The following is a 21,578-nucleotide window of genomic DNA, read 5'->3' as shown; positions in this document are numbered from 1 at the left end:
CGTCCTACGCGAAGATCTGCTCCATCTCCCGCCGGAAGCGCAGGGCCGTGGACTGTTCGTCGTACTCCACATCGCGCCAGCGTATCGGCTGCGACTGACGCACGGCATGCTTGAGCTTGACCTGGTGCGACAGGCCCAGCGGCAGGTAGCCTTCCTCGACCGAATCGCGCGCCGGCATCAGCCGGCCATACACCGTGTAGCCGCCTTCGCCGTCCAGCGCCTGTCCGGCGGGCAGGTCGCGCTTGGCGGTGGCCACCACGTCGCCATGCCAGCCGGCGGGCGCGCCGGTGGGTTCGCGGCGCAGGCCGACGCTGGCCACGCTGACGCCCAGCTCCAGGCCCAACAGGTGATGGGGCTTGTACATGGCGGTGTAGTTGCCGCCGGGATCGGTGACCAGTCCGTATTCCTTGAAGCAGCGGCGCACGTAGTCGCTGTCGGCCGCCAGCGTCACGTACACGCCCCAGCGCAGGTCGCGGAACACCGGCCGGCCGTCGCGCTCCAGCGAGGACACCACTTCCACCTGCCCGCGATGGTGCAGGATGCCGCCGTCCTCGCGCGGCCGCAGCACGCGCGCCAGGTCGTCCACGCCGCAGGGCGGGAAGTGCAGGCCGGACGGCGAGGGCTGCAGGCCGGTGGCGTTGGACACGGCGGCCATCTCGATGGCGCTCTTGGTGCCATCCAGGAAGCTGTTGAACATCTGCGCATTGAAGTCGCCGGCGGCCACCATCTCGGCGGTGAAGCCGTAGTACGGCCAGACCGTGTCGGGCGTGGAAGTATGGAATTCCGGCAGGTACTTGGTGCCCTTGCCGGCGGCCATGACCTCGAAGCCGCAGGCGCGCGCCCAGTCGACCATTTCGCAGATCAGCGCGGGCTGGTCGCCGTAGGCCAGCGAATAGACGATGCCGGCCTCGCGCGCGCGGCGCGCCAGCAGAGGGCCAGCCAGCGCGTCGGCCTCGACGTTGACCATGATGATGTGCTTGCCGTGTTCGCAGCAGGCCAGCACGTGCTCGATGCCGGCGGCCGCCTGGCCGGTCGCATCGACCACGATCTCGACGTCGGGGCTGGCGATGACGGCATCGGTGTCGTCGGTGAAATAGACCTTGCCGTTCTTGAGCGCGTCGGCGGTGCTCTCGGCGTTGAGCGCGGCCGCCGGCCAGCCCACGCGGGTCAGCGCGGCGCGCGCCCGTCCTGGCGACAGGTCGGCTACCGCCACCAGGCGCAGGCCGGGCGTTCGCGCGGCCTGGCTCATGAACATGGAACCGAACTTGCCGGCGCCCAGCAGCGCGACGCGCAAGGGTTTCTTGTCGGCTTCCCGCTGCTTGAGCAGGCGATGCAGATTCATGGAAACGCTCCTGTACAGGGCATGTCGCCGTACAGGATAGATCCAAATCATGACCGCTGGATAGCATCCGTCCGCGCCGGCCATCGGGGCTGGGATCAGAACGTGCCGCTGATGCCCACGGTGACGCCGACATCGATTTCCCGGGTGGCGGTGCGCCCGACGTAGGGCGTTACGCCGATGCGCAATTTAGGGTTCAGCGCATAGGACGCGGTGCTGGACAGGCGCGCGCGGGTACGGGTGAAGTCCGAACCGATGTCGAGTTTGCCGACGTGCTCGGCCCGGGCGACGACGCGAGGGCCTTGGCTGGAAAGATCCTGTTCGAGCTCGGCGTTGAGCGACCAGGTCAGCTTGGGCGACAGGGGTTTGGAGTAGGTGGCGCCGACATAGGCGGTGGTCAGGCGGTAGGAAGCGTCGGCATAGGTGAAGGGGAAGGCTGCGTTGTCCTCGGTATAGCCGGCCATGCGCAGGTCGCTGCGGCGCAGGCCGCCGTAGTAGCGCAGGGAAGCGGCGCGGTTCAGGGCGTGGGTGCGACCCAGCTCAAGCGAGGCTTCCCAGCCCTTGATGCGGCTGTTGCCGGATCCGGCCTCGGTGTAGTCCATGACCTTGCGGGTGCGTTCGATGCCTTGGGTATTGGCGGCGACGGCGCCGCGCAGATACCAGCGGTTGCGGGCATTGCCGCCTTGCCATTGGGCATGGAGGCCGACGCCCAGGCTGCCGCCCTTGCGGTCCAGGCTGCCGGGCAGGGGTGACCCGAGGGCTGTGGCCAAGGAGACGCCGGCGGAGATACGCTCGGTGAATGCGTACCCGAGCGAGACGCCGGAAAGCGCGTGGGCGTTCGAGCCGGCCTTGCCCAGGTCATTCATGAGGGAGTAGCAGGCCTTGCCAGGGGTGAAGGCGCTACAGCCGCGTTGCAGGCGGCCCAGGGCCAGGCGCTGGGTTTCAAAGGTGGAGAAGGTGTCGTTGGCCAGGCTGCCGACGGTCTGGACGGTATTGTCCACATCGACCATGAGGATGCCGTCGTCGTCGCCGTCGCCGGGGGCCGGTCCAGGTTCAGGTTCAGGTTCGGGCTCAGGTTCAGGTCCATCTCCCGGATCCGGCGTTGGCTCCGGGAGCTTCCACAAGACGGCATGCATATTGCCGTCGGGGAGTCGGGATGTGCCGACAACGACGGTGCCGTCGGCGGAGATGGCCGTGGCTGCGCTATGGTTGCCTCCCAGGGCACCCAGGGCGGTGGGCGTCGTGGCGCCATTGATCCAGGCCACGGCCTGCGTATCCGAATAGTCCGAGTATGACGAGCCGACAATGACCGCGCCGTTGGCGGACAGGGCGGTGGCGGTGGTGGAGTCGTATCCATGGAGCGATCCCAGATCCGTGGGAGTGGTCGCGCCCTGGCTCCATGACACCGCGTGCGTGATGTCCGGGTTGGCGCCGAAATTGGCGTCGCCAATAATCACCGAACCATCGGCGGACACGGCGGTGGCGATGGATTCCGTGCCGCCTTCGAGCATGCCCAGATTGGTCGGGGAGGTCGCGCCGTTGGTCCAGGAGACGGCCTGTCGGTCGTGGTTATTGAATAGCCCGGACCAGCCCACGATGACGGCGCCATTGGCGGAAATGCCGGTCACGCCGGAAGACTGGCCGTAGCTGACGCCCAGGTCGGTCGCGGTGGCGGAGCCATTGGTCCAGGTGACGGCGTGCTGCACGAAACCGCTGAAGGAGGATCCCGCGATGACCGAGCCGTCGGCGGAGATGAGATCGGCGGTGGAGTTCGAGTCGCCTGGAAGCGCCTGGAGGTGCGTGGCCATGGTCGAGCCATTGCTCCACGAGAGCGCCTGGTAGCGGTACGACTGGAGGCTTGCGTCCGATCCGGCCGCGTTGCCGATGATCACCGAGCCGTCGGCGGAAACTCCGGTCGCTTCCGAGGCGAGGTTGTCGATGCCGTGGTGCAATTGGATCGCCGTGTAGGTGGGGGCATTGATCCAGGCGGTCGCCACCATGGCGCCTGACGGTAGTTGGCCGTATCCGACGATGATGCCGCCATCGGCGGATACCGCTGCGGCATGGGTGTTCTTGCCGCCATGCGCTTCCAGGAGCGTCGGGTTGGCAAGACCATCGGTCCAGACGATGCTGCGGTACCAGCACTCGTTCGATCCCGGCGCGGTGAGCACGCAGGTTTGTCCCAAAATCGTCTTGCCATCGCTGGAGATGGCATCGGCCATTCCCCACGAGGTGTGGTCGTAATGCGGACCCAGGTCGTGCAGCGTTGCTGCTTCCGAGGGATTGCGATGCGCGGTCGTAGTCGCGGTCGCGGCAGCGTCTTGCTGGGCGTATGCCGGGGGCAGCAGCAGGAAACCGATCAGTAGCGATAACGGGCGTTGGCGGAATTGAAATTCCATCTGAATTACCTACCTGTCTTTGTATGAACTTTCCTGGCGCGTCTGCGGTGGGCGCGTTCCGGCACGGGCGATGCCACCGCAGCCGGGTTCTCGTGCGCGTCATGCCTGTTTGCGGGGAAAAGGGAAAGTCTTGAGACTAGATAGGAGTGCTACGAAAAATAATAAGAAAAATCTTAAATGACCGAATTTAATTGTTAGATTTAATTTTCTTGTCAATTGGTGTTTACCAGATTTCTCGGCGTTCGCTGCGTTCGGGCGATCGCGTGTCGCCGCGTGCGCGGGCTTGCCTGTGTCAGGCCGGTAGCGGGCAGAAAAAATGCCGGCCTGCCGGGCCGGCATCTGGTGGCGCTCACCCGTGGTGGCTTGCGCCTGGTCCTGACATTCAAGGGCGAAAGTCGTCAGGCTGACCCATCTGAGGAACCGCGCGCTAAGCGTCCGCCGCGTACAGCTCGCCCGCCAGCACGTTGCGCCAGTTGCTCCAGGTGATGCGGGGGCGGTCGGTCACGTCGCGGTTGTAGGGCGCGTCGAACAGGATGTGTTTCCAGCGCGGCTTGACCGCGCCCTGGATGTGGGGCTTGTCGTCGATCAGCAGGTTGCCGTGGACCAGGGTCTTGTCCTTGGTCAGCACCAGCCGGTTGGTGGCGTCGCGGCCCAGGTGCTTTTCCACCCATAGATATTTCTCGGCCACGCAGTTCTCGAATTGCGACAGCGGCGAGGTGCAGATGCGCACGTCCATGCCCAGCGCCAGCAGTTCCTTGACGGCGTCCAGCGCGCCGGGCACGGGCGGCAGGCTGCGGATGAAGCCGGGCGCGGTGTAGATGGCTTCGGCCTTGGCGCGCAGCTCGGGCGCGTAGTCCTCGCGGATGTAAAAGGACTTGCGGTCGTCGAAGGCCACCGGCGCGATGTCGGGATGGCGAGCGCGCCAGGCGTCGATGAAGGCGTGTTCGAAGTCGGCGAGCACGCCGTCTTGGTCGAGCAGGATGATCATGGGGATCCCGGGTCGTTGCGACCCGCAGATTGTGCCAGAGCGCTCAGGCGGCGGGGTGGGGTTGCGGGCGGGATTGGGCGACGACGCGGTAGCGGCTGCCGTCCTGCCGCGATTCGGAGGCGACCAGGACCATGCGGTCGTAGTGCCAGATCAGCGGCTCGGGGGTGGGTTCCGGGGCCTTGGCGGGGTCGATGTCGCGCAGCAGGGTGACGTGGGGGCGGAACGGTTGCGTGGGCGCTTGCACGCCGTAGCCGGACAGCCAGAGCCACAGGCCGTCGTGGACGGCTTGCAGGTCGTCGGGAGTACGGGAGGGGCCGGCCCAGAGGATGCGCTGGCGGTTGAAGACGCCGTACTGGTCGAGGGTCAGGCTGCCGGGTTCGAGGCGGTGCACGGGGGTGGCGTCGATGAGTTCCTCGGCGGTTTCCATGTCGATGTTGCCAAGGAAGGCGAGCGTCAGGTGCAGGGTCTCGGTGCGCATGATTCTGCCGCCAGTGGCGGGGCGGGCTTGCTCGGCCCAGCTGGCCAGGGAAGTGGCCAGGGTGGGGGCGGGCCAGAGGGCGTAGAAGAGGCGCATGGTGGACATATGGTGGGGGATTGTATGCCTCGTTTCGGGGTTTTTGGTTCTTGTTATGTGCGTGGGCGGTGTGCTTGTCGCGGGTGTTTTTGGGTTCTTCAGCCGCCCTCGCCACGCCAGGCTCGCAGGTCGAAGTGCCGATACGTCGTTGGGGCGAAAAGGGTGCTTGGCGTGTTTTTGAGGGGTTGGTTTTCGCTGGAAGATCTTGCCAGGACGCGTAGATATGGCCGCGCGGGCGGCCATATCTACGCATAGGGGTTTCGCATTACGAGACGCGGCTGTTCTGGTTGGCGGTGCCCGGGGTCAATCGGTTCTTTCGTTGTCTTGGGACGATTCTTCCTGAATGGTCTCGCCCAGGATGCCGATGTGCTCGCAAAGGCTCTCTACTCCCCCATCAAGCGCGCCACGGTTTCTGGATCAAAAGGGGATGCGCCGCTGGCGTTCGGTTCCAGTGCGCTGTTGCCAACCAGCCGCGCAATCGTCTCTATGCCGAGTCGGGCGCGCTCCAGTTGATGCAACCGGGAAAGACGTATGCGGCCGTATTCGGGTTCGTCTTCGACGGACCAGCGGTTTGCAGTCAGGGGATGCCGCTGGGCGGTCATGAGAGCTTCCTGTGAGCATACGGAAACTGCGGTTGCGCACATTTTGTATTCCAGCTCTCAACCTGGGCTACCGTTGATGTGGTGGCGGGGAAAACATAGTAAAGCGTCCATTGATCTTGCAATGGAGCGCTCGTCTGATTTTTGCTGTGCAGCAGGCCTCGGCTTACCGCAATGGCGTACACAAAGATCGAATCGCTGCTAGATTTTGGCGAGCAGATTATGTGATGCGGCTTTGCAAGAAGGAGGAACATCCGTGGCATTGCAACGAGAGCGCATTCTCATCCTGGCAAAAACTTACCCTTCGCCTAGCGCCAGCTATATCGAAACATCCTGTGTGGCGGGAATCAATGCCAATGGCGAGATGCGAAGGTTGTTCCCGGTGCCGTTTCGCCTTCTGGAGGATGACCAGCAGTTTTCCAAATGGCAGTGGATCGATGCCAGGGTCGAAAAGGCTCGCGGCGATCATCGGCCCGAGAGTTTCAGGATAGACATCGGTACGCTTGCATGCGGTGAGAAGGTCTCAACCCACGCAGAATGGCAGCCGCGCCGGGAATGGATACGCCGCATTCCTCAGTTTGAAGCCTTTTCTGAGCTTGAAAATTGGTCAGGGGCAACCAAAGGATCACTCGCGCTGCTGAAGCCGCGCGAACTGACCGGATTGAGCATTGTGGCGGCCAGAAAGGCGGAGTGGTCCGAAGAGGAAATCCTCAAGCTGACGCGTGCTCGGGGGCAGGGCAGCTTGCTCACGGAACCCGAAGCAAGGAACGAGATCGCAATGCTCCAGAAGCTTCCCTGTGATTTCTACTATGAATACTTGTGTGCCGATGGCTCCAGTATTCGACATAAGATTGTCGATTGGGAGGCGGGTCAGCTTTATCGGCGATGTCGCAGGGACTACGGATCGGATTGCGATGAGGTCTTCCGGCAGAAGTTGCTGGGATTAATGCAAGCCAAGGACATGATGCTATTGATGGGCAATCAGCATCGCTTCCAGAATCAATGGCTCATCATCAGTCTCATCTATCCGCCCAGGCAAACGCCAACGATGCAGGGCGCGCTGTTCTAGTGGGTGGCGTGGCGCTGATATGCGTGACTTTCGTGCCGGTAATATCGGAGACTGCGTTTGCCACCATCGAGCGATGGCAAAAATTGTGGTCAGCTTCAAAGCACAGGAGCGCGCAGTTCGAATCGCTGGATAGCGCCGCCAATTCTGCAATCGCCGATTCCTGAGTGGCAAGGTATCGCAAGAAACGTTTGCGATATGCAGCCCAGTTGCCGTCTTCCCTGTACCGGTTCCTGACGTCTTTGGGACAACCTAGCATCGCCAGGTGAACGTATTCGTAGCCGGATTGATTGAGCGCCGTTCTCAACGCGGTTTTTGAAAAACCCCGCTTGCGGGAAAGCGGCATTTCGCGAACATCGACGACGGTTTCAATGTCGTGGTGCGAAAGCAAGGACATGAACCTGGTGAGGTCGACGCCTTCATAGCCGATGGTGAAGATCATGGTGACGTAGCTCGATTCGAGTGCTACGAGTTTAGCTGCTTTGCCCTGCTCGTCACGAAGGTTCGCGGTACGCCGCAGTCCGAGAAGCCGCCAATTTTCTAAGCGCGTGATCAGCGCATAGCGTTAAACCCCTGACGCAAGACACCACGTATGCAGAAACTGGCCGCCCGCGCGGCCGGTTTCTGCGGGCGACGCAAACCTCGTCACCAGCCACGGCTCCAGCAACGCCACATCCCTCGAAACCCGCAGCTCCTCGGGCGGGGCGGCGCGGCTGCGAGCAACCTCGATGCGCCCGAGGGAATCCGAAGGCAGCCGCCGCAGGCGGCAACGAGGATGACAAGGGGGAAGTCCGGAGCGAAGGCTCCGGACCGCGATCGTGGGCGCGAGCAGCCGCGCCGCCCCGCCCGAGGGGCGGCCCACGAAGCGACAGCAACCAAACTCCCCACGAAGCACAACACGCAATTCAACGGCAGCGAGCACACCCAGCGTCCGCCCCCGCAAGAAGTCACCTACTTCGCAGCCACCTGCCCAGCCCCAGGCACAGGCACAGGATTCCCCCATCCCCCACCCAACGCCCGAATCAACCCCACGGCAGACCGAGCCTGCTCCCCGCTCAACTGCACCGACACCCGCTGCTGCAGCAACACGCTGCGATCCGCTTCGATCACATCCAGATAGTTGATCGCCCCCTCCCGGTACTGCGTGTGCGACAGCTTCGCCGCCCGCGCCGCCGACGCCACCGCGGCGTCCTGCGCCCGCGTCTGGTCCGCCAGAATCCGCAGGTTCGCCAGATTGTCCTCGACCTCGCGGAACGCATTCAGCACCGTCTGCCGGTACAGCGCCACGTCTTCCTCGTACACCGCGCGGGCGCGGTCCAGGCCGGCCTGGCGGCGGCCGCCGTCGAAGATCGGCATCGACAGCGCCGCGCCCACCAGCGGACCCAGCAGGAACGTGCGGCTGGACCACTGGAACAGATTGCCCAGCTCCGACGACTCGTAGCCGAACGCGCCGGTGATATCCAGGCGCGGGAAGAACGCCGACTTGGCCGCGCCGACGCGGGCATTGGCCGCGGCCATCGCGCGCTCGGCGGCGGCGATGTCGGGGCGGCGTTCCAGCAGCGCAGACGGCAGGCCGGCCGGCACCGACACCGCGACCTTCTGCAGCGGTTGCGGCGGCATGGCGAAGTCGGACGGTGCGCGGCCCAGCAGCACGGCCAGCGCGTGTTCGGCGGCGGTGCGGCGACGGTCGATGCCGAGCGCCTCGGACTGCGCCTGCGCCAGCTCGGACTTGGCGCGCGCCAGGTCCAGCTCGCTGATGTCGCCGGCGTCATAGCGGCGCTGGATCAGCTGCAGCGTCTCGGTGCGCAGCTGCACCGTCTGGCGGTAGAGCTGCGCCTCGGCGTCCTGCTCGCGCACCAGGAAGTAGGTGGTGGCGACGTCGGCCTGCAGCGCCAGCAGCACCGAGCGGTACAGCGCTTCGCTCTGCTGCGCGTCGGCGGTGGCGGCGTCGGCCGTTGACGAAACGCGGCCGAACAGGTCGGCCTCGTAGGCCACGCTGGCCTGGGCACGCCAGGTGGTCGACGGGCTGGTCGGCGTGCCGTCGGGCAGGCCGCGCGACACCGCCGAGGGGCGCTGGCGCGAGGGGCCGAAGGCGGCGTCCAGGCTGGGGAAGAAGGCGGCGCGCGCCTCGCGTTGCAGCGCGCGGGCCTGGGTCAGGCGGGCGGCGGCGGCCTGCAGGTTCTGGTTGGCGCGCAGCGCTTCTTCCTGCAGCTGGTTCAGGCCCTCGTCGCCGAACAGCTTCCACCATTCGCCGCGCAGGGCTTCCTCGGAGGGTTCGGCGGTTTTCCAGCTGCCGGCTTCCGAGGCGGGTAGGGCGGCTTCCTTGTAGGCAGCCGGGGTGGCGGCCGCGGGCCGCTGGTAGTCCGGTCCCACCGCGCAGCCGGCCAGCACGAGCAGCGTGGCAAGCAGGGCGGAACCGCGGATCAGTCTTTTCTTCATGATGGCTATTCTCTTGAGGGCGCGTCCCGCCCCGCTGGACGGGACGCGCTGGCTTCTGGCTCTAGTCCTGGTTCGATGGCCGGATCAGGCGCCGTGCTGCGAGGCGGGCGGCGCGTGCGGGTCGATGTGCGGCACGCAGACCGGCGCTTCATGCGGCGCCGCCGAATGCAGCTGCTTGCCGCCGATGGAGCGCAGCAGCACGTAGAACACCGGCGTCAGGAACAGGCCGAACAGGGTCACGCCCAGCATGCCGAAGAACACGGCGACGCCCATGGCGTGGCGCATTTCCGAGCCGGCGCCGGACGACAGCACCAGCGGCACCACGCCCATGATGAAGGCGATCGACGTCATCAGGATGGGGCGCAGGCGCAGGCGGCTGGCCTCGATGGCGGCCTCCAGCGGGCTGCGGCCGTTCATCTCCAGCTCGCGGGCGAATTCCACGATCAGGATCGCGTTCTTGGCCGACAGGCCCACCAGCACCATCAGCCCGATCTGGGTGAAGATGTTGTTGTCGTTGCCGGTCAGGTACACGCCCGTCAGCGCGGCCAGGATGCTCATGGGCACGATCATGATCACGGCCAGCGGCAGCGTCAGGCTTTCGTACAGCGCGGCCAGCACCAGGAACACCAGCAGCACGCTGATGGGGAACACCCACAGGCCGGCGTTGCCCGCCAGGATCTGCTGGTAGGTCAGGTCGGTCCATTCCAGCTTCATGCCGCGCGGCAGCGTCTCGGCGGCCACGCGCTCGGCCGCGGCCTGGGCCTGATCGGACGAGTAGCCCGGCGCCGGGCCGCCGTTGATGTCGGCGGCGGTGTAGCCGTTGTAGCGCACCACCATTTCCGGGCCGAAGGTCTGCTTGACCGTGACCAGCGACGACAGCGGCACCATGTCACCGGCGTTGTTGCGGGTCTTCAGCTGCAGGATGTCGTCGGCATGGGCGCGGAACGGCGCGTCCGCCTGCGCCCGCACCTGGAAGACGCGGCCGAAGCGGTTGAAGTCGTTCACGTACATCGAGCCCAGGTAGATCTGCATGGTGTCGAACACTTCCGTCACCGGCACGCCCAGCTGCTTGGCCTTGACGCGGTCCAGGTCGACGTCCAGCTGCGGCACGTTGATCTCGTAGCTGGAGAAGGCCGGGCCCAGTTCCGGTGCCTGGCGCGCCTTGGCCAGGAAGGCGGCCTTGGCCTTGTCCAGCTCGGCGTAGCCGGCGGCGCCGCGGTCCTCGATCTGGAACTTGAAGCCGCCCAGTGTGCCCAGGCCCATCACGGGCGGCGGCGGGAACACGGCGATGAACGCGTCCTGGATCGCGGCGAACTTCTGGTTCAGCGAGCCCGCGATGGCATTGCCCGACAGCGCCGCGCCCTTGCGCTCGTTGAAGGGCTTGAGCATCACGAACACGATGCCGGCGCTGGAACTGTTGGTGAAGCCGTTGATCGACAGGCCGGGGAAGGCGATGGCGCTCTGCACGCCGGGTTCCTTCAAGGCGATGTCGCTCATGCGTCGGATCACCGCGTCGGTGCGGTCCAGCGAGGCGCCGTTGGGCAGCTGCGTGAAGCCGATCAGGTACTGCTTGTCCTGCGCGGGCACGAAGCCGCCGGGCACCAGGTACGACACGCCGATGGTGGCGGCCACCAGCAGGGCGTACACGCCCATGGCGCCGGCCTTGCGGCGGATCACGCCGGACACGCCCACGCCATAGGATTCCGAGGCGCGGCCGAACAGGTTGTTGAACCCGTTGAAGAAGCGGCCGAAGACGCGGTTCATGCCACGGGTCAGCCAGTCCGGCTTCTCATGGTGGCCCTTGAGCAGGATGGCCGACAGCGCCGGCGACAGCGTCAGCGAGTTGAACGCCGAGATCACCGTCGAAATGGCGATGGTCATGGCGAACTGCTTGTAGAACTGCCCGGTCAGGCCGGTCATGAAGGCCAGCGGCACGAACACCGCGCACAGCGTCAGCGCGATGGCGATGATGGGGCCGCTCACTTCCCGCATGGCGCGGTAGGTCGCCTCGCGCGGCGTGAGCCCGGCGGCGATGTTGCGCTCGACGTTTTCCACCACGACGATGGCGTCGTCCACCACGATGCCGATGGCCAGCACCATGCCGAACAGCGACAGCGCGTTGATGGAATAGCCGAAGACCAGGAGCAGCGCGAAGGTGCCCACGATGGAGACCGGCACGGCCAGCAGCGGGATGATGGACGCGCGCCAGGTCTGCAGGAACAGGATCACCACCAGAACCACCAGCGCGATCGCTTCCAGCAGCGTGTGAACCACCGCCTCGATGCTGGCGTTGACGAACTGGGTGGGGTCGTACTCGATGCGGTATTCCACGCCTGGGGGAAAGTCCTGGGCCAGCTCGGCCATGGCCGCGCGCACCTTGGTGGACACGTCCAGCGCGTTGGCGCCGGGCGACTGCATGATGCCCATGCCCACCGCCTGCTTGTTGTCCAGCAGCGAGCGCAGGCCGTATTCCTGGGCGTCCAGCTCCACGCGCGCCACGTCGGACAGGTGCGTCACGGCGCCGTCGGGCGAGGTCTTCAGGATGATGTCGCGGAACTCCTCCTCGGTCTGCAGGCGGCCGCGCGCGTTCACGTTCAGCTGCAGCGGCACGTCGCCCAGCGTGGGCGAGGCGCCGATCACGCCGGCGGCGACCTGCACGTTCTGCTCGCGGATGGCGCTGACCACTTCGCCGGCGGTCATGCCGCGCTGCGCGACCTTCTGCGGGTCCAGCCAGACGCGCATCGAGTAGTTGCCCGAACCCCACACCGTCACTTCGCCCACGCCCGTGATGCGGGCCAGGCGGTCCTTGACGTTCAGGATCGCGTAGTTGCGCAGGTAGGTGATGTCGTAGCGGTCATTGGGCGAGATCAGGTGCACCACCAGCGTCAGCGTGGGCGAGCTCTTGGCCGTGGTCACGCCCAGGCGCTGCACGTCCGGCGGCAGGCGCGGCAGCGCCTGTGAGACGCGGTTCTGCACCAGCTGCTGGGCCTTGTCCGGGTCCACGCCCAGCTTGAAGTTGACGGTCAGCGTCAGGTTGCCGTCGCTGTTGGCCTGCGACTGCATGTAGAGCATGTTCTCCACGCCGTTGATGGATTCCTCCAGCGGCGAGGCGACGGTTTCGGCGATGACCTTGGGGTTGGCGCCGGGGTACTGGGCGCGTACCACCACCGAGGGCGGCACGACTTCCGGGTACTCGGAGATGGGCAGCTGGAACATGGCCAGCAGGCCCGCCAGCAGCACCAGCACGGACAGCACGCCCGCGAAGATCGGCCGGTCGATGAAGAATTTCGAGATGTTCATGAGGGGTCTCGTCGGGTGCGGCGGCTCAGTTCACCGAGGCCGCGGCGTTCGATGCGGTCTGGACCGGCTTGCGCTGGGCCGAGGCCATGGGCACGACGGTGGGTGTCACGGGGTCGCCCGGGCGGATGCGCTGCAGGCCGTTGACGACGATGCGCTCGCCGGCCGCGAGGCCGGAATCGACCACGCGCAGGCCGTCCTGGTTGGCGCCCAGCTTGACCTGGCGGTAGACGGCGTTGTTCTTGTCGTCCAGCACCAGCACGTAGCGCTTGTCCTGGTCGGTGCCGATGGCCTTCTCGTCGATCAGCACGGCCTGGCGCGGCTCGGTGCCGCCCAGGCGGATACGGGCGTACAGGCCGGGCAGCAGCGAGCCGTCGGCGTTGTCGAACTCGGCGCGCACGCGGATGGTGCCGGACGTGGCGTCCAGGCGGTTGTCCACCGATTGCACGACGCCGGTGCGCGAATAGCCGTCCTCGTTGGCCAGGCCCAGTTCCACCGGCACGCTGCCGGCCTTGCCGTTGCGGGCCGGGTTGATGTACTTCAGGAAGGTTTGTTCGTCCACGTCGAACGATGCGTACATCTTGGACACCGACACCAGCGTGGTCAGCGGCACCGAGGCGGCGCCGGCGGCGACCACGTTGCCCACCGTGACCTCGGCGCGCGAGACGCGGCCGGCCACCGGGGCCTCGATGCGGGTGTAGCCCAGGTTCAGCCTGGCGTAGTCCAGCGCGGCCTGGGCGCCTTGCAGGTTGGCGGCGGCTTCGCGGGCGGCGTTCTGCTTTTCCTCGAAGTCGCGGCGGGCGATGGCGTTGTCGCCCAGCAGGCGCTGGCCGCGCGCCAGTTCGCTGGCGGTGTAGGAAGCGCGGGCGCGCGCCGCCGTCAGGGCGGCGGCGGCGCGGTCCACCTCGGCCGCGTAGGGGCGCGGGTCGATGGTGAAGAGCACATCGCCCTTCTTGACGATGGTGCCGTCCCGGAAGTGCACGGCGGTCAGGGTGCCGGAGACCAGCGGGCGGATGTCGACCCGGTCGATGGCTTCCAGGCGGCCGGAATAGCGCTGCCAGTCGACGATGGACTTGTTGACCACTTCGGCCACGTCGACCTGGGGCGCGGCGGGCGCGGTCTGGGCCTGGGCGGCATTGGCGCCGGCGGGCGCGCGAAACAGGGCATAGCCGCCGCCGGCCGCGATGACGGCTGCGAAAACGGCGAGCACAGCAAAACGATTACGCGAAACCATGATGTTCCTTGATGTGAGGAGAGGAGCGAAGCGTCCGCGCGTAAAGGCCGGGGGCGGGCGGCGGCGGCCGGCGGGCCGCCTGGGCGCGGCAATCCTCGGCTTCCGATTTATGTTGCGTTGCAACATCGACCGGGGTCGACTGTCCGGCGCTGGCAGCTTGGCTAGGGCTGGCCGGGGCGCGGACGCGGAGGCTGAGGGTTGACGTGCCCGTCTGGCGGTGCCGGGAGGCACGGGCGCTTCAAGATGGTTGCCATTCTGAGTGTTATCTGGTGCCGGATAAACCCGTCTATTTCGGCAACACTAGTCGTCAAGAACGACTAATCCCGGCGGGTTTCGGGTTATGCTTCCCACACCCCGACTTTTACAGAGCACGCCGACATGGACCGTTTCCAGGCTATGCAGGTGTTCGTGCGCGTCGTGGACGCCAATAGCTTCACCCGGGCGGCCGACAGCCTTTCCCTTCCGCGCACCACCGTCACCACCATCATCCAGAACCTCGAACGCCTGCTGGGCGTGCGTCTGCTGAACCGCACCACGCGGCGCATCGGTCTGACGCCGGACGGCGCCGGCTATTACCAGCACTGCGTGCGCATTCTGGCCGACGTCGAGGAAACCGAGGCCTGCTTCCAGGAAGCGGCGTTGCGCCTGAAGGGGCGGCTGCGCATCGACGTGCCGACCTGCATCGGCCGGCTGATCCTGATTCCGTCATTGTGCGATTTCCACGACAAGTACCCCGACGTCGAGCTGGTGCTGGGCCTGGGCGACCGGCCGGTGGACATGGTGCAGGAAGCCGTCGACTGCGTGATCCGCTCCGGCGACCTGGAGGATTCCAGCCTGGTGGCGCGCCGCATCGGCATGCTGCAGACCGTGACCTGCGCGTCGCCGTCGTACATCTCGCGCCACGGCATGCCGCAGACCATCGAGGAACTGGGCCGGCATCACGCGGTGCATTACTTCATGAGCCGCAGCGGCCGCAACTGCGCCTGGAACTTCAAGGTGGACGACAAGCACCAGGAAGTCGAAATGAAGGGCACGGTGGCGGTGAACGAGGCCGGGGCCTACCTGGATTGCGGGCTGAAGGGCTTTGGCCTGATCCAGACCCCGCGCTACATGGCGTTGCCGCACCTGCAATCGGGCGAGCTGATCGAGGTGCTGCCGCAGTGGAAGCCCGGCGCCGTGCCGATGTCCATCCTCTACCCGCAGAGCCGCCAGCTCTCGCCCAAGGTGCGCGCCTTCGCCGACTGGGTGGCCGAGCTGTTCGCCAGCTGCCCGCTGTTGAGCGGCCGCGACGAGACCGATCCCGCCGCGCTCACCTGCGGCGTCTTCAAGAGCGAGGCGGCCAAGGCCCGGTTGCCCGCGCCGCAGCCCGAGCCCGCCCGCGCCACGCTGACCGAGGCCCTGCTGGGCCGGCGCAGCGCCCGCGAGGAAGCGGCGGAATACGCGCTGTAGGCGGACGATGGCGCCGGCCCGCTTAGGGCCGGCCGCCATCGCGCCGAGCGGCGCGGGACTTCGTCCCCGACGCTTTCGCGTCCGCCCGTCCCCGTTTCCTGGGGAAACCCCGTAGCAATTACAGGCTTCGCGTCCATCGCATGATGTGAAACGTCTGTATAGTCCGACAGTCAAAGCCCGTAACGCCTTTTCTGTCGATACGCATACATGCAGCCTGTTCTTCCCGCATACCTGATCGCCCGTGGGCTTTTGTTGCTCGTACTGTTGGCGGGAGCGTATTTCCTCAGCGGTTTCCTGGTGCCCGCGCTGGCGGCGCTGATCATCGGCCTGGCCAGCTGGCCGGTCTACCAGCGCCTGGTGACGCGCTGCGGCGGACGCACCGCGTTGGCGGCCACGCTGGCGCTGCTGGTGGTCATCGTGGTGCTGGTCGTGCCGCTGTCGCTGGCGCTGTCCTACGCCATCAAGGAAGCCAGCTCCTTCTTCGCCTGGGCCATCGCGGCCAACCGCCATGGCGTCGACGTGCCCGCCTGGATCACGTCCATGCCGGTGCTGGGCGAGCGGCTGGGGGAATACTGGCAGGCCTACATCGGCCAGCCCCACGCGCTGGGCGCGCTGGTCGAGGCCGTCAGCGGCGAACATCTGGGCAACATCTACCGCATGGTGCTGGCCGCCACTGGCAATGTGTTCCAGCTGCTGCTGACCGTGCTGTTCATGCTGATCACGCTGTTCTTCGTCTACAAGGACGGCAATCGCATGGTGGCCCAGCTGGACGTGCTGGGCGAACGCATCCTGCCGGCGCGCTGGCAGCGCTTCTCGCGCGTGGTGCCGGCCACCATCAACTCCACCGTCACCGGCATGGGCCTGATCGCCCTGGGCGAGGGCGTGGTGCTGGGCGTGGCCTACTGGGCCGCGGGCGTGCCGTCGCCGGTGCTGCTGGGCGTGGTGACCGGCTTCATGGCGCTGATCCCCGGCGGCGCGCCGCTGTCCTTCACGCTGGTGTCGCTGTACCTGGTCGGTTCCGGCCACATGGTCGCCGGCATCGCGCTGATGGTCTGGGGCAGCGTGGAGCTGTTCATCGTCGACAAGACCCTGCGTCCGCGCCTGGTGGGCGGGCCGGTCAAGCTGCCGTTCCTGCCGACTTTCTTCGGCCTGGTGGGCGGGGTCAAGACCATGGGCATCGTGGGCCTGTTCGTCGGCCCGGTGCTGATGGCGCTGCTGGTGGCCGTGTGGCGCGAATGGGTGCACCACGAGGAACAGGAGCGCGACGCCGCCGCCGGCAAGTAAGTCATCCGGCGCGGCCGACGGCCGCCACGCCTGCGCGTCACAAGAAATTGAAATTTCTGTCTTGACAGAAATTTCAGGCGCCTCGACACTGGAGTCATGAAACTGACTCCCATCGCACAACGCTTCATTCTCCACTGGGGAGACATGGGCAACAGCTGGGGCGTGAACCGGACGGTCGCGCAGATCCACGCGCTGCTCTTTTTCCACGGCAGGCCGCTGAACGCCGAGGAAATCGCCGACACCCTGAACGCCGCGCGCTCCAATGTCAGCAACAGCCTCAAGGAATTGCTGAACTGGGGGCTGATCCGCAGCAGCCGCCGACCCGGCGACCGGCGCGACTACTTCGACACCTCCGCCGACGTCTGGGAACTGCTGCGCACCATCGTGCGCGAGCGCAAGCAGCGCGAATTCGATCCCACCTCGCAGATGCTGCGCGACCTGATCGCCGAGCCCGGCTTCGAGGAGGAATCGCCCGACACCCAGGACCGCGTGCACGAGACATTGCGCCTGATGGAATCGCTGGGCATCTGGACCGACGAGATGCTGCGCCTGTCCCCCTCGACGCTGGACAAGGTGTTGCGCCTGGGCGCCAGCGTGCAACGCTTCATCCGTTCCGGGCCGCCGCCCACGGCCGCCCCCAAGCGCAAACGCTGAGCGGATATTTCTGTAATCAGAGAAATGTGAGGTCATCATGCGTATCCTGGTCTGCGGCGGCACGGGGTTCATTGGCCGCCATATCGTCGACAGCCTGAAGCAGGCGGGCCATGAGCCCGTGCAGCGCAGCCGCCGCACGGCGCCCCCGCTGGATTTTTCCAAGGCGCTCACGGCCGAGGCCTGGCTGCCGCATCTGGCCGGCATCGACGCCGTGATCAACGCCGTGGGCGTGCTGCGCGACAGCGCCGGCCGGCCGCTGCAAGCCATGCATGCCGACGCCCCCATCGCGCTGTTCGACGCCTGCGCGGCGGCGGGCGTGCGGCGGGTGGTGCAGATCTCGGCCCTGGGCATCGCGCACAGCGCCACGCGCTACGCCAGCACCAAGCGCGCCGCCGACGAGCATCTGCTGGCGCTGACGGAGCAGGGGCGGTTGAACGGCTGCGTGCTGCGTCCCAGCGTGGTGTTCGGCGCCGGCGGCGCCAGCAGCCAGCTGTTCCTGGCCCTGGCGCGCCTGCCGGCCCTGCTGCTGCCGCGCGCGGTGCTGCAAGCGCGCGTGCAGCCCGTGGCCGTGCGCGACCTGGCCGACGCGGTGGCGCGCGTGGCGGGTTCGGATGCGCCGTCGGGCCTGGTCGAGATCGGCGGACCCGAGGCCCTGCCGCTGGCGCAGTTGATCGCCAGCCTGCGCGCGCAGATGGGCCACAGGCCGGCCTGTGTCGGCCCGCTGCCCGGCTGGCTGAGCCGGGCCAGCGCGCGCGCCGGCGACGGGTTGCCGTGGTCTCCCTGGTGCAGCGAAACGCTGGCGCTGCTGGAAAGCGACAACGTCACCGAGCCGGCCGCCCTGGAGCGCTGGTTGGGCCGACCGGGCGTCGCGCCCGGACAGCTGCTGGCCACGCTGCGCCGCGACTGAACGGAAACCGTCGCATGGCTTTGTCCGCCGTAAATACCGTCCCCTGTGGCCAGCGCCTCATGCATGCCAGCCTGGTCGTCGTCTGGCTGGGCACGGCGCTCGTCAGCGCACTGGAACACAAAGGCTTGAGCGCACGGTTGCTGGCCGACGCCGGCATCCTCGACACGCACTGGCAGGCCCTGCTGGTCTGGAGCGGCCTGCTGGCCGACCTGGCCGTGGGCCTGGCGCTGTGGCTGCGGCCCGGCCGCTCCAGCTATCTGGCCGCGCTGGCGCTGATGCTGGCGATGACCGTGACGGCCAGCGTCCTGCAGCCCGCGCTGTGGCTGCATCCGCTCGGGCCGTTGCTTAAGAACCTGCCGATCGCGGCCATGCTGCTGCACCTGATGTCGGCCCACGCCAAGAAGAAGGAGTTCGCATGAATGCCTATCTGTTGCTCAAGTCCGTGCATATCGTGTCCAGCGTGCTGATGGTGGGCACGGGGTTGGGGTCGGCCTTCTACATGTTCTTCACCAACCGCAGCGGCAACGTCGCCGCCCAGGCCGTCGTCAGCCGGCTGGTGGTGCGTGCCGACTGGTGGTTCACCACGCCCTGCGTGATCATCCAGCCGATCTCGGGCATCGCGCTGGCGCATATGGCGGGCTGGTCGCCGACGACGCCCTGGCTGGCGCTGTCCATCGGCCTGTACGCGCTGGCGGGCGCCTGCTGGCTGCCGGTGGTCTGGCTGCAGCTGCGCATGGCGGCCATGGCGCGCGACGCGCACGCGGCGCAGGGGGCGCTGCCCGAGCGGTACGCGCGGTATGCGCGGCGTTGGGAGGCGCTGGGCTACCCGGCCTTCATCGCCATGGCCGTGACCTACTACCTGATGGTCAACAAGCCCGCGCTGTGGGGCGGATGAAACCCGCGTCGGGAGCGCGGGCTTGCCCTGGGCGATTTGCAGTAATCTAGCGCCCTTGCGTCCGCTTGCTGTCGGTGCCCCGTGGACGCCCGTGTTGCCTTGAGAATCGAGATGGCCGCGTTGCCCACAGATGAACAGATAGCCGTCCTGCGCGAGCAGGGCTTCGTGGTGGCGCGCGGGTTCGCCGACGCTGGCAGGGTGGCCGCCTTGCGCGCGCTGTCCGAGCGCCACTTGCGGGATCACGTCGCGCCGATCGAATACGAGGCCGACCTGCGCTATCCCGGCGCGCCCGAATCGCGCCAGGCCGAGGGCGGCCAGACCGTGCGCCGCCTGCTGTCCGCCTACGGTCGTGACCCGCTGTACGCGCAATGGGCCACGGACCCGGCCATCGGCCAGTGGCTGGCGCGCTATTTCGGCGAGACGCCGGTGCTGTCCACCGTGCACCACAACTGCGTCATGACCAAGCATCCGGCCTACGGCAGCCTGACCGGCTGGCATCAGGACATCCGCTACTGGTCGTTCTCGGATACCGATTTGGTGTCCTGCTGGCTTGCCCTGGGCCACGAGACGCGCGCCAACGGCGGTCTGTCCTTCATCCCCGGTTCGCATGCGGCGGCGTTCCAGCCGGCCCAGTTCGACGCCAAGAAATTCTTCCGCGACGACGAGCCGCTGAACGCGCCCTGGATCGCGCGCGCGGTCTGCCCGGACCTGCAGCCGGGCGATGTGGTGTTCTTCCACTGTCGCACCCTGCACGCCGCCCAGGGCAACAGCAGCGACCGCGTCAAGCTGTCGCTGGTCCACACCTATCATCCGCAATCCTGTCACCCGTTGCCCGGCACGCGCTCGGCCAGCCAGCCGGGCGTGCCGCTGGCGGGCTGAGCCCGGCCTCAGCCGCGCCGGCCCAGCCGCCACAGCAGCAGCGCCGATGCGGTAATCGCGGCCACGTTGAATTGCAGCGCCCTGGCGAAGGCCTGCGCATAGCGGTCGCCGGCCGCCGCGCCAGCGCCGGCCTCCAGCGCGCCGCTGAACAGCATGCCCGCGGCCGCCACGCCCAGCGCCGCGCCCACCTGTTGCAACGTCGACACCACGCCGGCAGCCATGCCGGCCTGATGGTCCGGCACCAGGCCCAGCGTCAGGTTCACCAGCGGCGTGTTGACCGCGCCCTGCGCCGCGCCCAGCCACACCAGCACCGGCACCAGCGACCAGGGCGACAGCGCGCCGCCGGCCGCACCCACCTGCAGCATCAGCGCCGCCGTGGCGCCGCCATAGAGCAGCGCGGCCAGCGCGATGGCCGGCGTGCCGTGGCGCGCCACCAGTCGCGGCGCCAGCATCGAGCCGGCCACGAAGCCCACGCTGGCCGGCGCGAAGATGGAACCCGCCGTCAGCGCGTCCACGCCCAGCCCGGTCTGCATCAGCAGCGCGTAGCACAGGAACAGCGCGGCGGCCGTCGAGAACACCAGCAGCACCAGCAGGCAGCCGGTGGCGAAGCGCGGCTGCGTCAGCAGGGTCATGTCCACCAGCGGCGCGCCGCCGGCCGCGCCGATGCGGCGCTGCGCGCGCACGAACAATGCCAGCGCGGCCACGGTCAGCATGGCGCTGGCCAGCGTCCAGGCAGGCCAGTGCCGCGCCGGGCCCTCGATCAGCGCCAGCATCAGCAGGCCCAGGCCCAGCCCGGCCAGCGCGGCACCGGGCCAGTCCATCGACGAGGCCGAAGGCTCGCGCGACTCCGGCAGATGGCGCGCCAGCTTCCAGGCGGCCAGGCCCAGCGGCACATTGACCAGGAAGATCACGCGCCAGGACAGGCCGAACAGGTCGGCATGCACGATCCAGCCGCCCAGCACCTGGCCGGCGATGGCCGCCAGCCCCAGCGTCATGCCCAGCAGGCCGAACGCGCGGCGGCGCGCGTGGCCGTCGTAGCTGACGCGGATCAGCGCGTACACCTGCGGGAACAGCATGGCCGCCGCCACGCCCTGCAGCGCGCGCGCGCAGATCAGCGCATTGGCGTCCGGCGCCAGCCCGCACAGCGCCGAGGTCAGCGCGAAGCCCAGCATGCCCAACACGAACAGCCGGCGCCGGCCGAGGCGGTCGCCCAGCCGGCTGCCGGCGATCAGCAGCACGCCATAGGCCAGCTCGTAGGCCACGATGATGAAGTTGATCTGCGCGAAGCTCGCGTCCAGCGTGCGCTGCATGCTGGGGATGGCGATGTTCACCACGAACAGGTCGAAGATGGTGATGAAGCCGCCGGACAGCAGCACGGCCAGACCCAGGCGGCCGGGACGCGCGGCCCGGGCGGGGCAGGGAGAGGGAAGGGCGGAAGTGGTCATGGAGGCGCCGGAACAATGAAATCCAGAAGGAAACGGCGCTATTCTGTGAGCCTCTTCAGGCTTATACAATTTAGCTGTTTATGCTGTTACTACAGGCAATAGACTGGCCGTTCTCCTCTGTTCCCGCGCA

18 protein-coding genes are annotated in these 21,578 nt (G+C 67.2%); 8 read left to right on the top strand and 10 right to left on the bottom strand.

What is annotated here, in order from left to right:
• Window positions 1-4: 4 nt before the first annotated feature.
• From ACEU5R_RS01110 to ACEU5R_RS01090, 5 genes are all read right to left on the bottom strand, one after another.
• On the bottom strand, window positions 5-1,342 hold the full coding sequence (locus tag ACEU5R_RS01110; RefSeq protein WP_103271285.1) for an NAD(P)H-dependent oxidoreductase: 1,338 nt from the start codon (window positions 1,340-1,342) through the stop codon (window positions 5-7).
• Window positions 1,343-1,437: 95 nt separating this feature from the next.
• Window positions 1,438-3,738, bottom strand: a complete 2,301-nt coding sequence (locus ACEU5R_RS01105) for an autotransporter domain-containing protein (RefSeq protein ID WP_392408854.1) — start codon at window positions 3,736-3,738, stop codon at window positions 1,438-1,440.
• A gap of 427 nt (window positions 3,739-4,165) precedes the next feature.
• Window positions 4,166-4,726: a 5'-3'-deoxyribonucleotidase gene (locus ACEU5R_RS01100; protein ID WP_103271282.1), complete on the bottom strand. Its 561-nt coding sequence runs from the start codon at window positions 4,724-4,726 to the stop codon at window positions 4,166-4,168.
• A gap of 43 nt (window positions 4,727-4,769) precedes the next feature.
• Entirely contained in the window at window positions 4,770-5,300 is a 531-nt protein-coding gene (thpR, locus tag ACEU5R_RS01095) for an RNA 2',3'-cyclic phosphodiesterase (RefSeq protein ID WP_392408853.1), read from the bottom strand.
• 383 nt (window positions 5,301-5,683) lie between these two features.
• Window positions 5,684-5,902: a hypothetical protein gene (locus ACEU5R_RS01090; RefSeq protein WP_392408852.1), complete on the bottom strand. Its 219-nt coding sequence runs from the start codon at window positions 5,900-5,902 to the stop codon at window positions 5,684-5,686.
• 253 nt (window positions 5,903-6,155) lie between these two features.
• Here ACEU5R_RS01090 and ACEU5R_RS01085 point away from each other — a divergent pair, with 253 nt between their 5' ends.
• On the top strand, window positions 6,156-6,968 hold the full coding sequence (locus ACEU5R_RS01085; protein ID WP_392408851.1) for a hypothetical protein: 813 nt from the start codon (window positions 6,156-6,158) through the stop codon (window positions 6,966-6,968).
• Here the strand turns inward: ACEU5R_RS01085 and ACEU5R_RS01080 are convergent.
• From ACEU5R_RS01080 to ACEU5R_RS01065, 4 genes are all read right to left on the bottom strand, one after another.
• Window positions 6,919-7,407 carry a DUF488 family protein gene (locus tag ACEU5R_RS01080; RefSeq protein ID WP_392408850.1) on the bottom strand — a complete coding sequence of 163 codons (489 nt, stop codon included), beginning with the start codon at window positions 7,405-7,407 and terminating at the stop codon, window positions 6,919-6,921. The two genes, ACEU5R_RS01085 and ACEU5R_RS01080, sit on opposite strands and share 50 nt — an antisense overlap.
• Window positions 7,408-7,916: 509 nt before the next feature.
• Window positions 7,917-9,404 carry an efflux transporter outer membrane subunit gene (locus tag ACEU5R_RS01075; RefSeq protein WP_392408849.1) on the bottom strand — a complete coding sequence of 496 codons (1,488 nt, stop codon included), beginning with the start codon at window positions 9,402-9,404 and terminating at the stop codon, window positions 7,917-7,919.
• Between the two features lie 84 nt (window positions 9,405-9,488).
• Entirely contained in the window at window positions 9,489-12,704 is a 3,216-nt protein-coding gene (locus ACEU5R_RS01070) for an efflux RND transporter permease subunit (protein ID WP_392408848.1), read from the bottom strand.
• Between the two features lie 25 nt (window positions 12,705-12,729).
• On the bottom strand, window positions 12,730-13,935 hold the full coding sequence (locus ACEU5R_RS01065; protein ID WP_199770936.1) for an efflux RND transporter periplasmic adaptor subunit: 1,206 nt from the start codon (window positions 13,933-13,935) through the stop codon (window positions 12,730-12,732).
• A 378-nt stretch (window positions 13,936-14,313) separates the two neighbouring features.
• Between ACEU5R_RS01065 and ACEU5R_RS01060 the strand changes: the two genes are divergently transcribed.
• From ACEU5R_RS01060 to ACEU5R_RS01030, 7 genes are all read left to right on the top strand, one after another.
• Window positions 14,314-15,384, top strand: coding sequence for a LysR family transcriptional regulator (locus ACEU5R_RS01060; RefSeq protein ID WP_103271277.1), 1,071 nt, complete (start codon window positions 14,314-14,316; stop codon window positions 15,382-15,384).
• 207 nt (window positions 15,385-15,591) lie between these two features.
• Window positions 15,592-16,668 (top strand): AI-2E family transporter, encoded by a 1,077-nt coding sequence (locus ACEU5R_RS01055; RefSeq protein ID WP_392408847.1) that lies wholly within the window; start codon window positions 15,592-15,594, stop codon window positions 16,666-16,668.
• Between the two features lie 96 nt (window positions 16,669-16,764).
• Complete coding sequence (locus ACEU5R_RS01050; RefSeq protein WP_392408846.1) at window positions 16,765-17,322, top strand: GbsR/MarR family transcriptional regulator; 558 nt, start codon at window positions 16,765-16,767, stop codon at window positions 17,320-17,322.
• A gap of 37 nt (window positions 17,323-17,359) precedes the next feature.
• Window positions 17,360-18,229 (top strand): NAD-dependent epimerase/dehydratase family protein, encoded by an 870-nt coding sequence (locus ACEU5R_RS01045; RefSeq protein WP_392408845.1) that lies wholly within the window; start codon window positions 17,360-17,362, stop codon window positions 18,227-18,229.
• A 14-nt stretch (window positions 18,230-18,243) separates the two neighbouring features.
• Entirely contained in the window at window positions 18,244-18,648 is a 405-nt protein-coding gene (locus ACEU5R_RS01040) for a DoxX-like family protein (RefSeq protein ID WP_392408844.1), read from the top strand.
• Window positions 18,645-19,124: a DUF2269 family protein gene (locus ACEU5R_RS01035; protein WP_392408843.1), complete on the top strand. Its 480-nt coding sequence runs from the start codon at window positions 18,645-18,647 to the stop codon at window positions 19,122-19,124. Before ACEU5R_RS01040 ends, ACEU5R_RS01035 begins: the two co-directional genes overlap by 4 nt.
• Window positions 19,125-19,235: 111 nt before the next feature.
• Window positions 19,236-20,003, top strand: a complete 768-nt coding sequence (locus tag ACEU5R_RS01030) for a phytanoyl-CoA dioxygenase family protein (RefSeq protein WP_392408842.1) — start codon at window positions 19,236-19,238, stop codon at window positions 20,001-20,003.
• 8 nt (window positions 20,004-20,011) lie between these two features.
• Here ACEU5R_RS01030 and ACEU5R_RS01025 read toward each other — a convergent pair whose 3' ends face one another.
• Window positions 20,012-21,448 (bottom strand): MFS transporter, encoded by a 1,437-nt coding sequence (locus tag ACEU5R_RS01025; RefSeq protein WP_392408841.1) that lies wholly within the window; start codon window positions 21,446-21,448, stop codon window positions 20,012-20,014.
• Between the last annotated feature and the right edge of the window lie 130 nt (window positions 21,449-21,578).

Source organism: Achromobacter sp. 413638, assembly GCF_043119405.1.
Taxonomy (GTDB): Bacteria; Pseudomonadota; Gammaproteobacteria; order Burkholderiales; family Burkholderiaceae_B; genus Achromobacter.
Note: the sequence above shows the minus strand (reverse complement) of the source record. Positions and strands in the feature narration are given on the sequence as shown.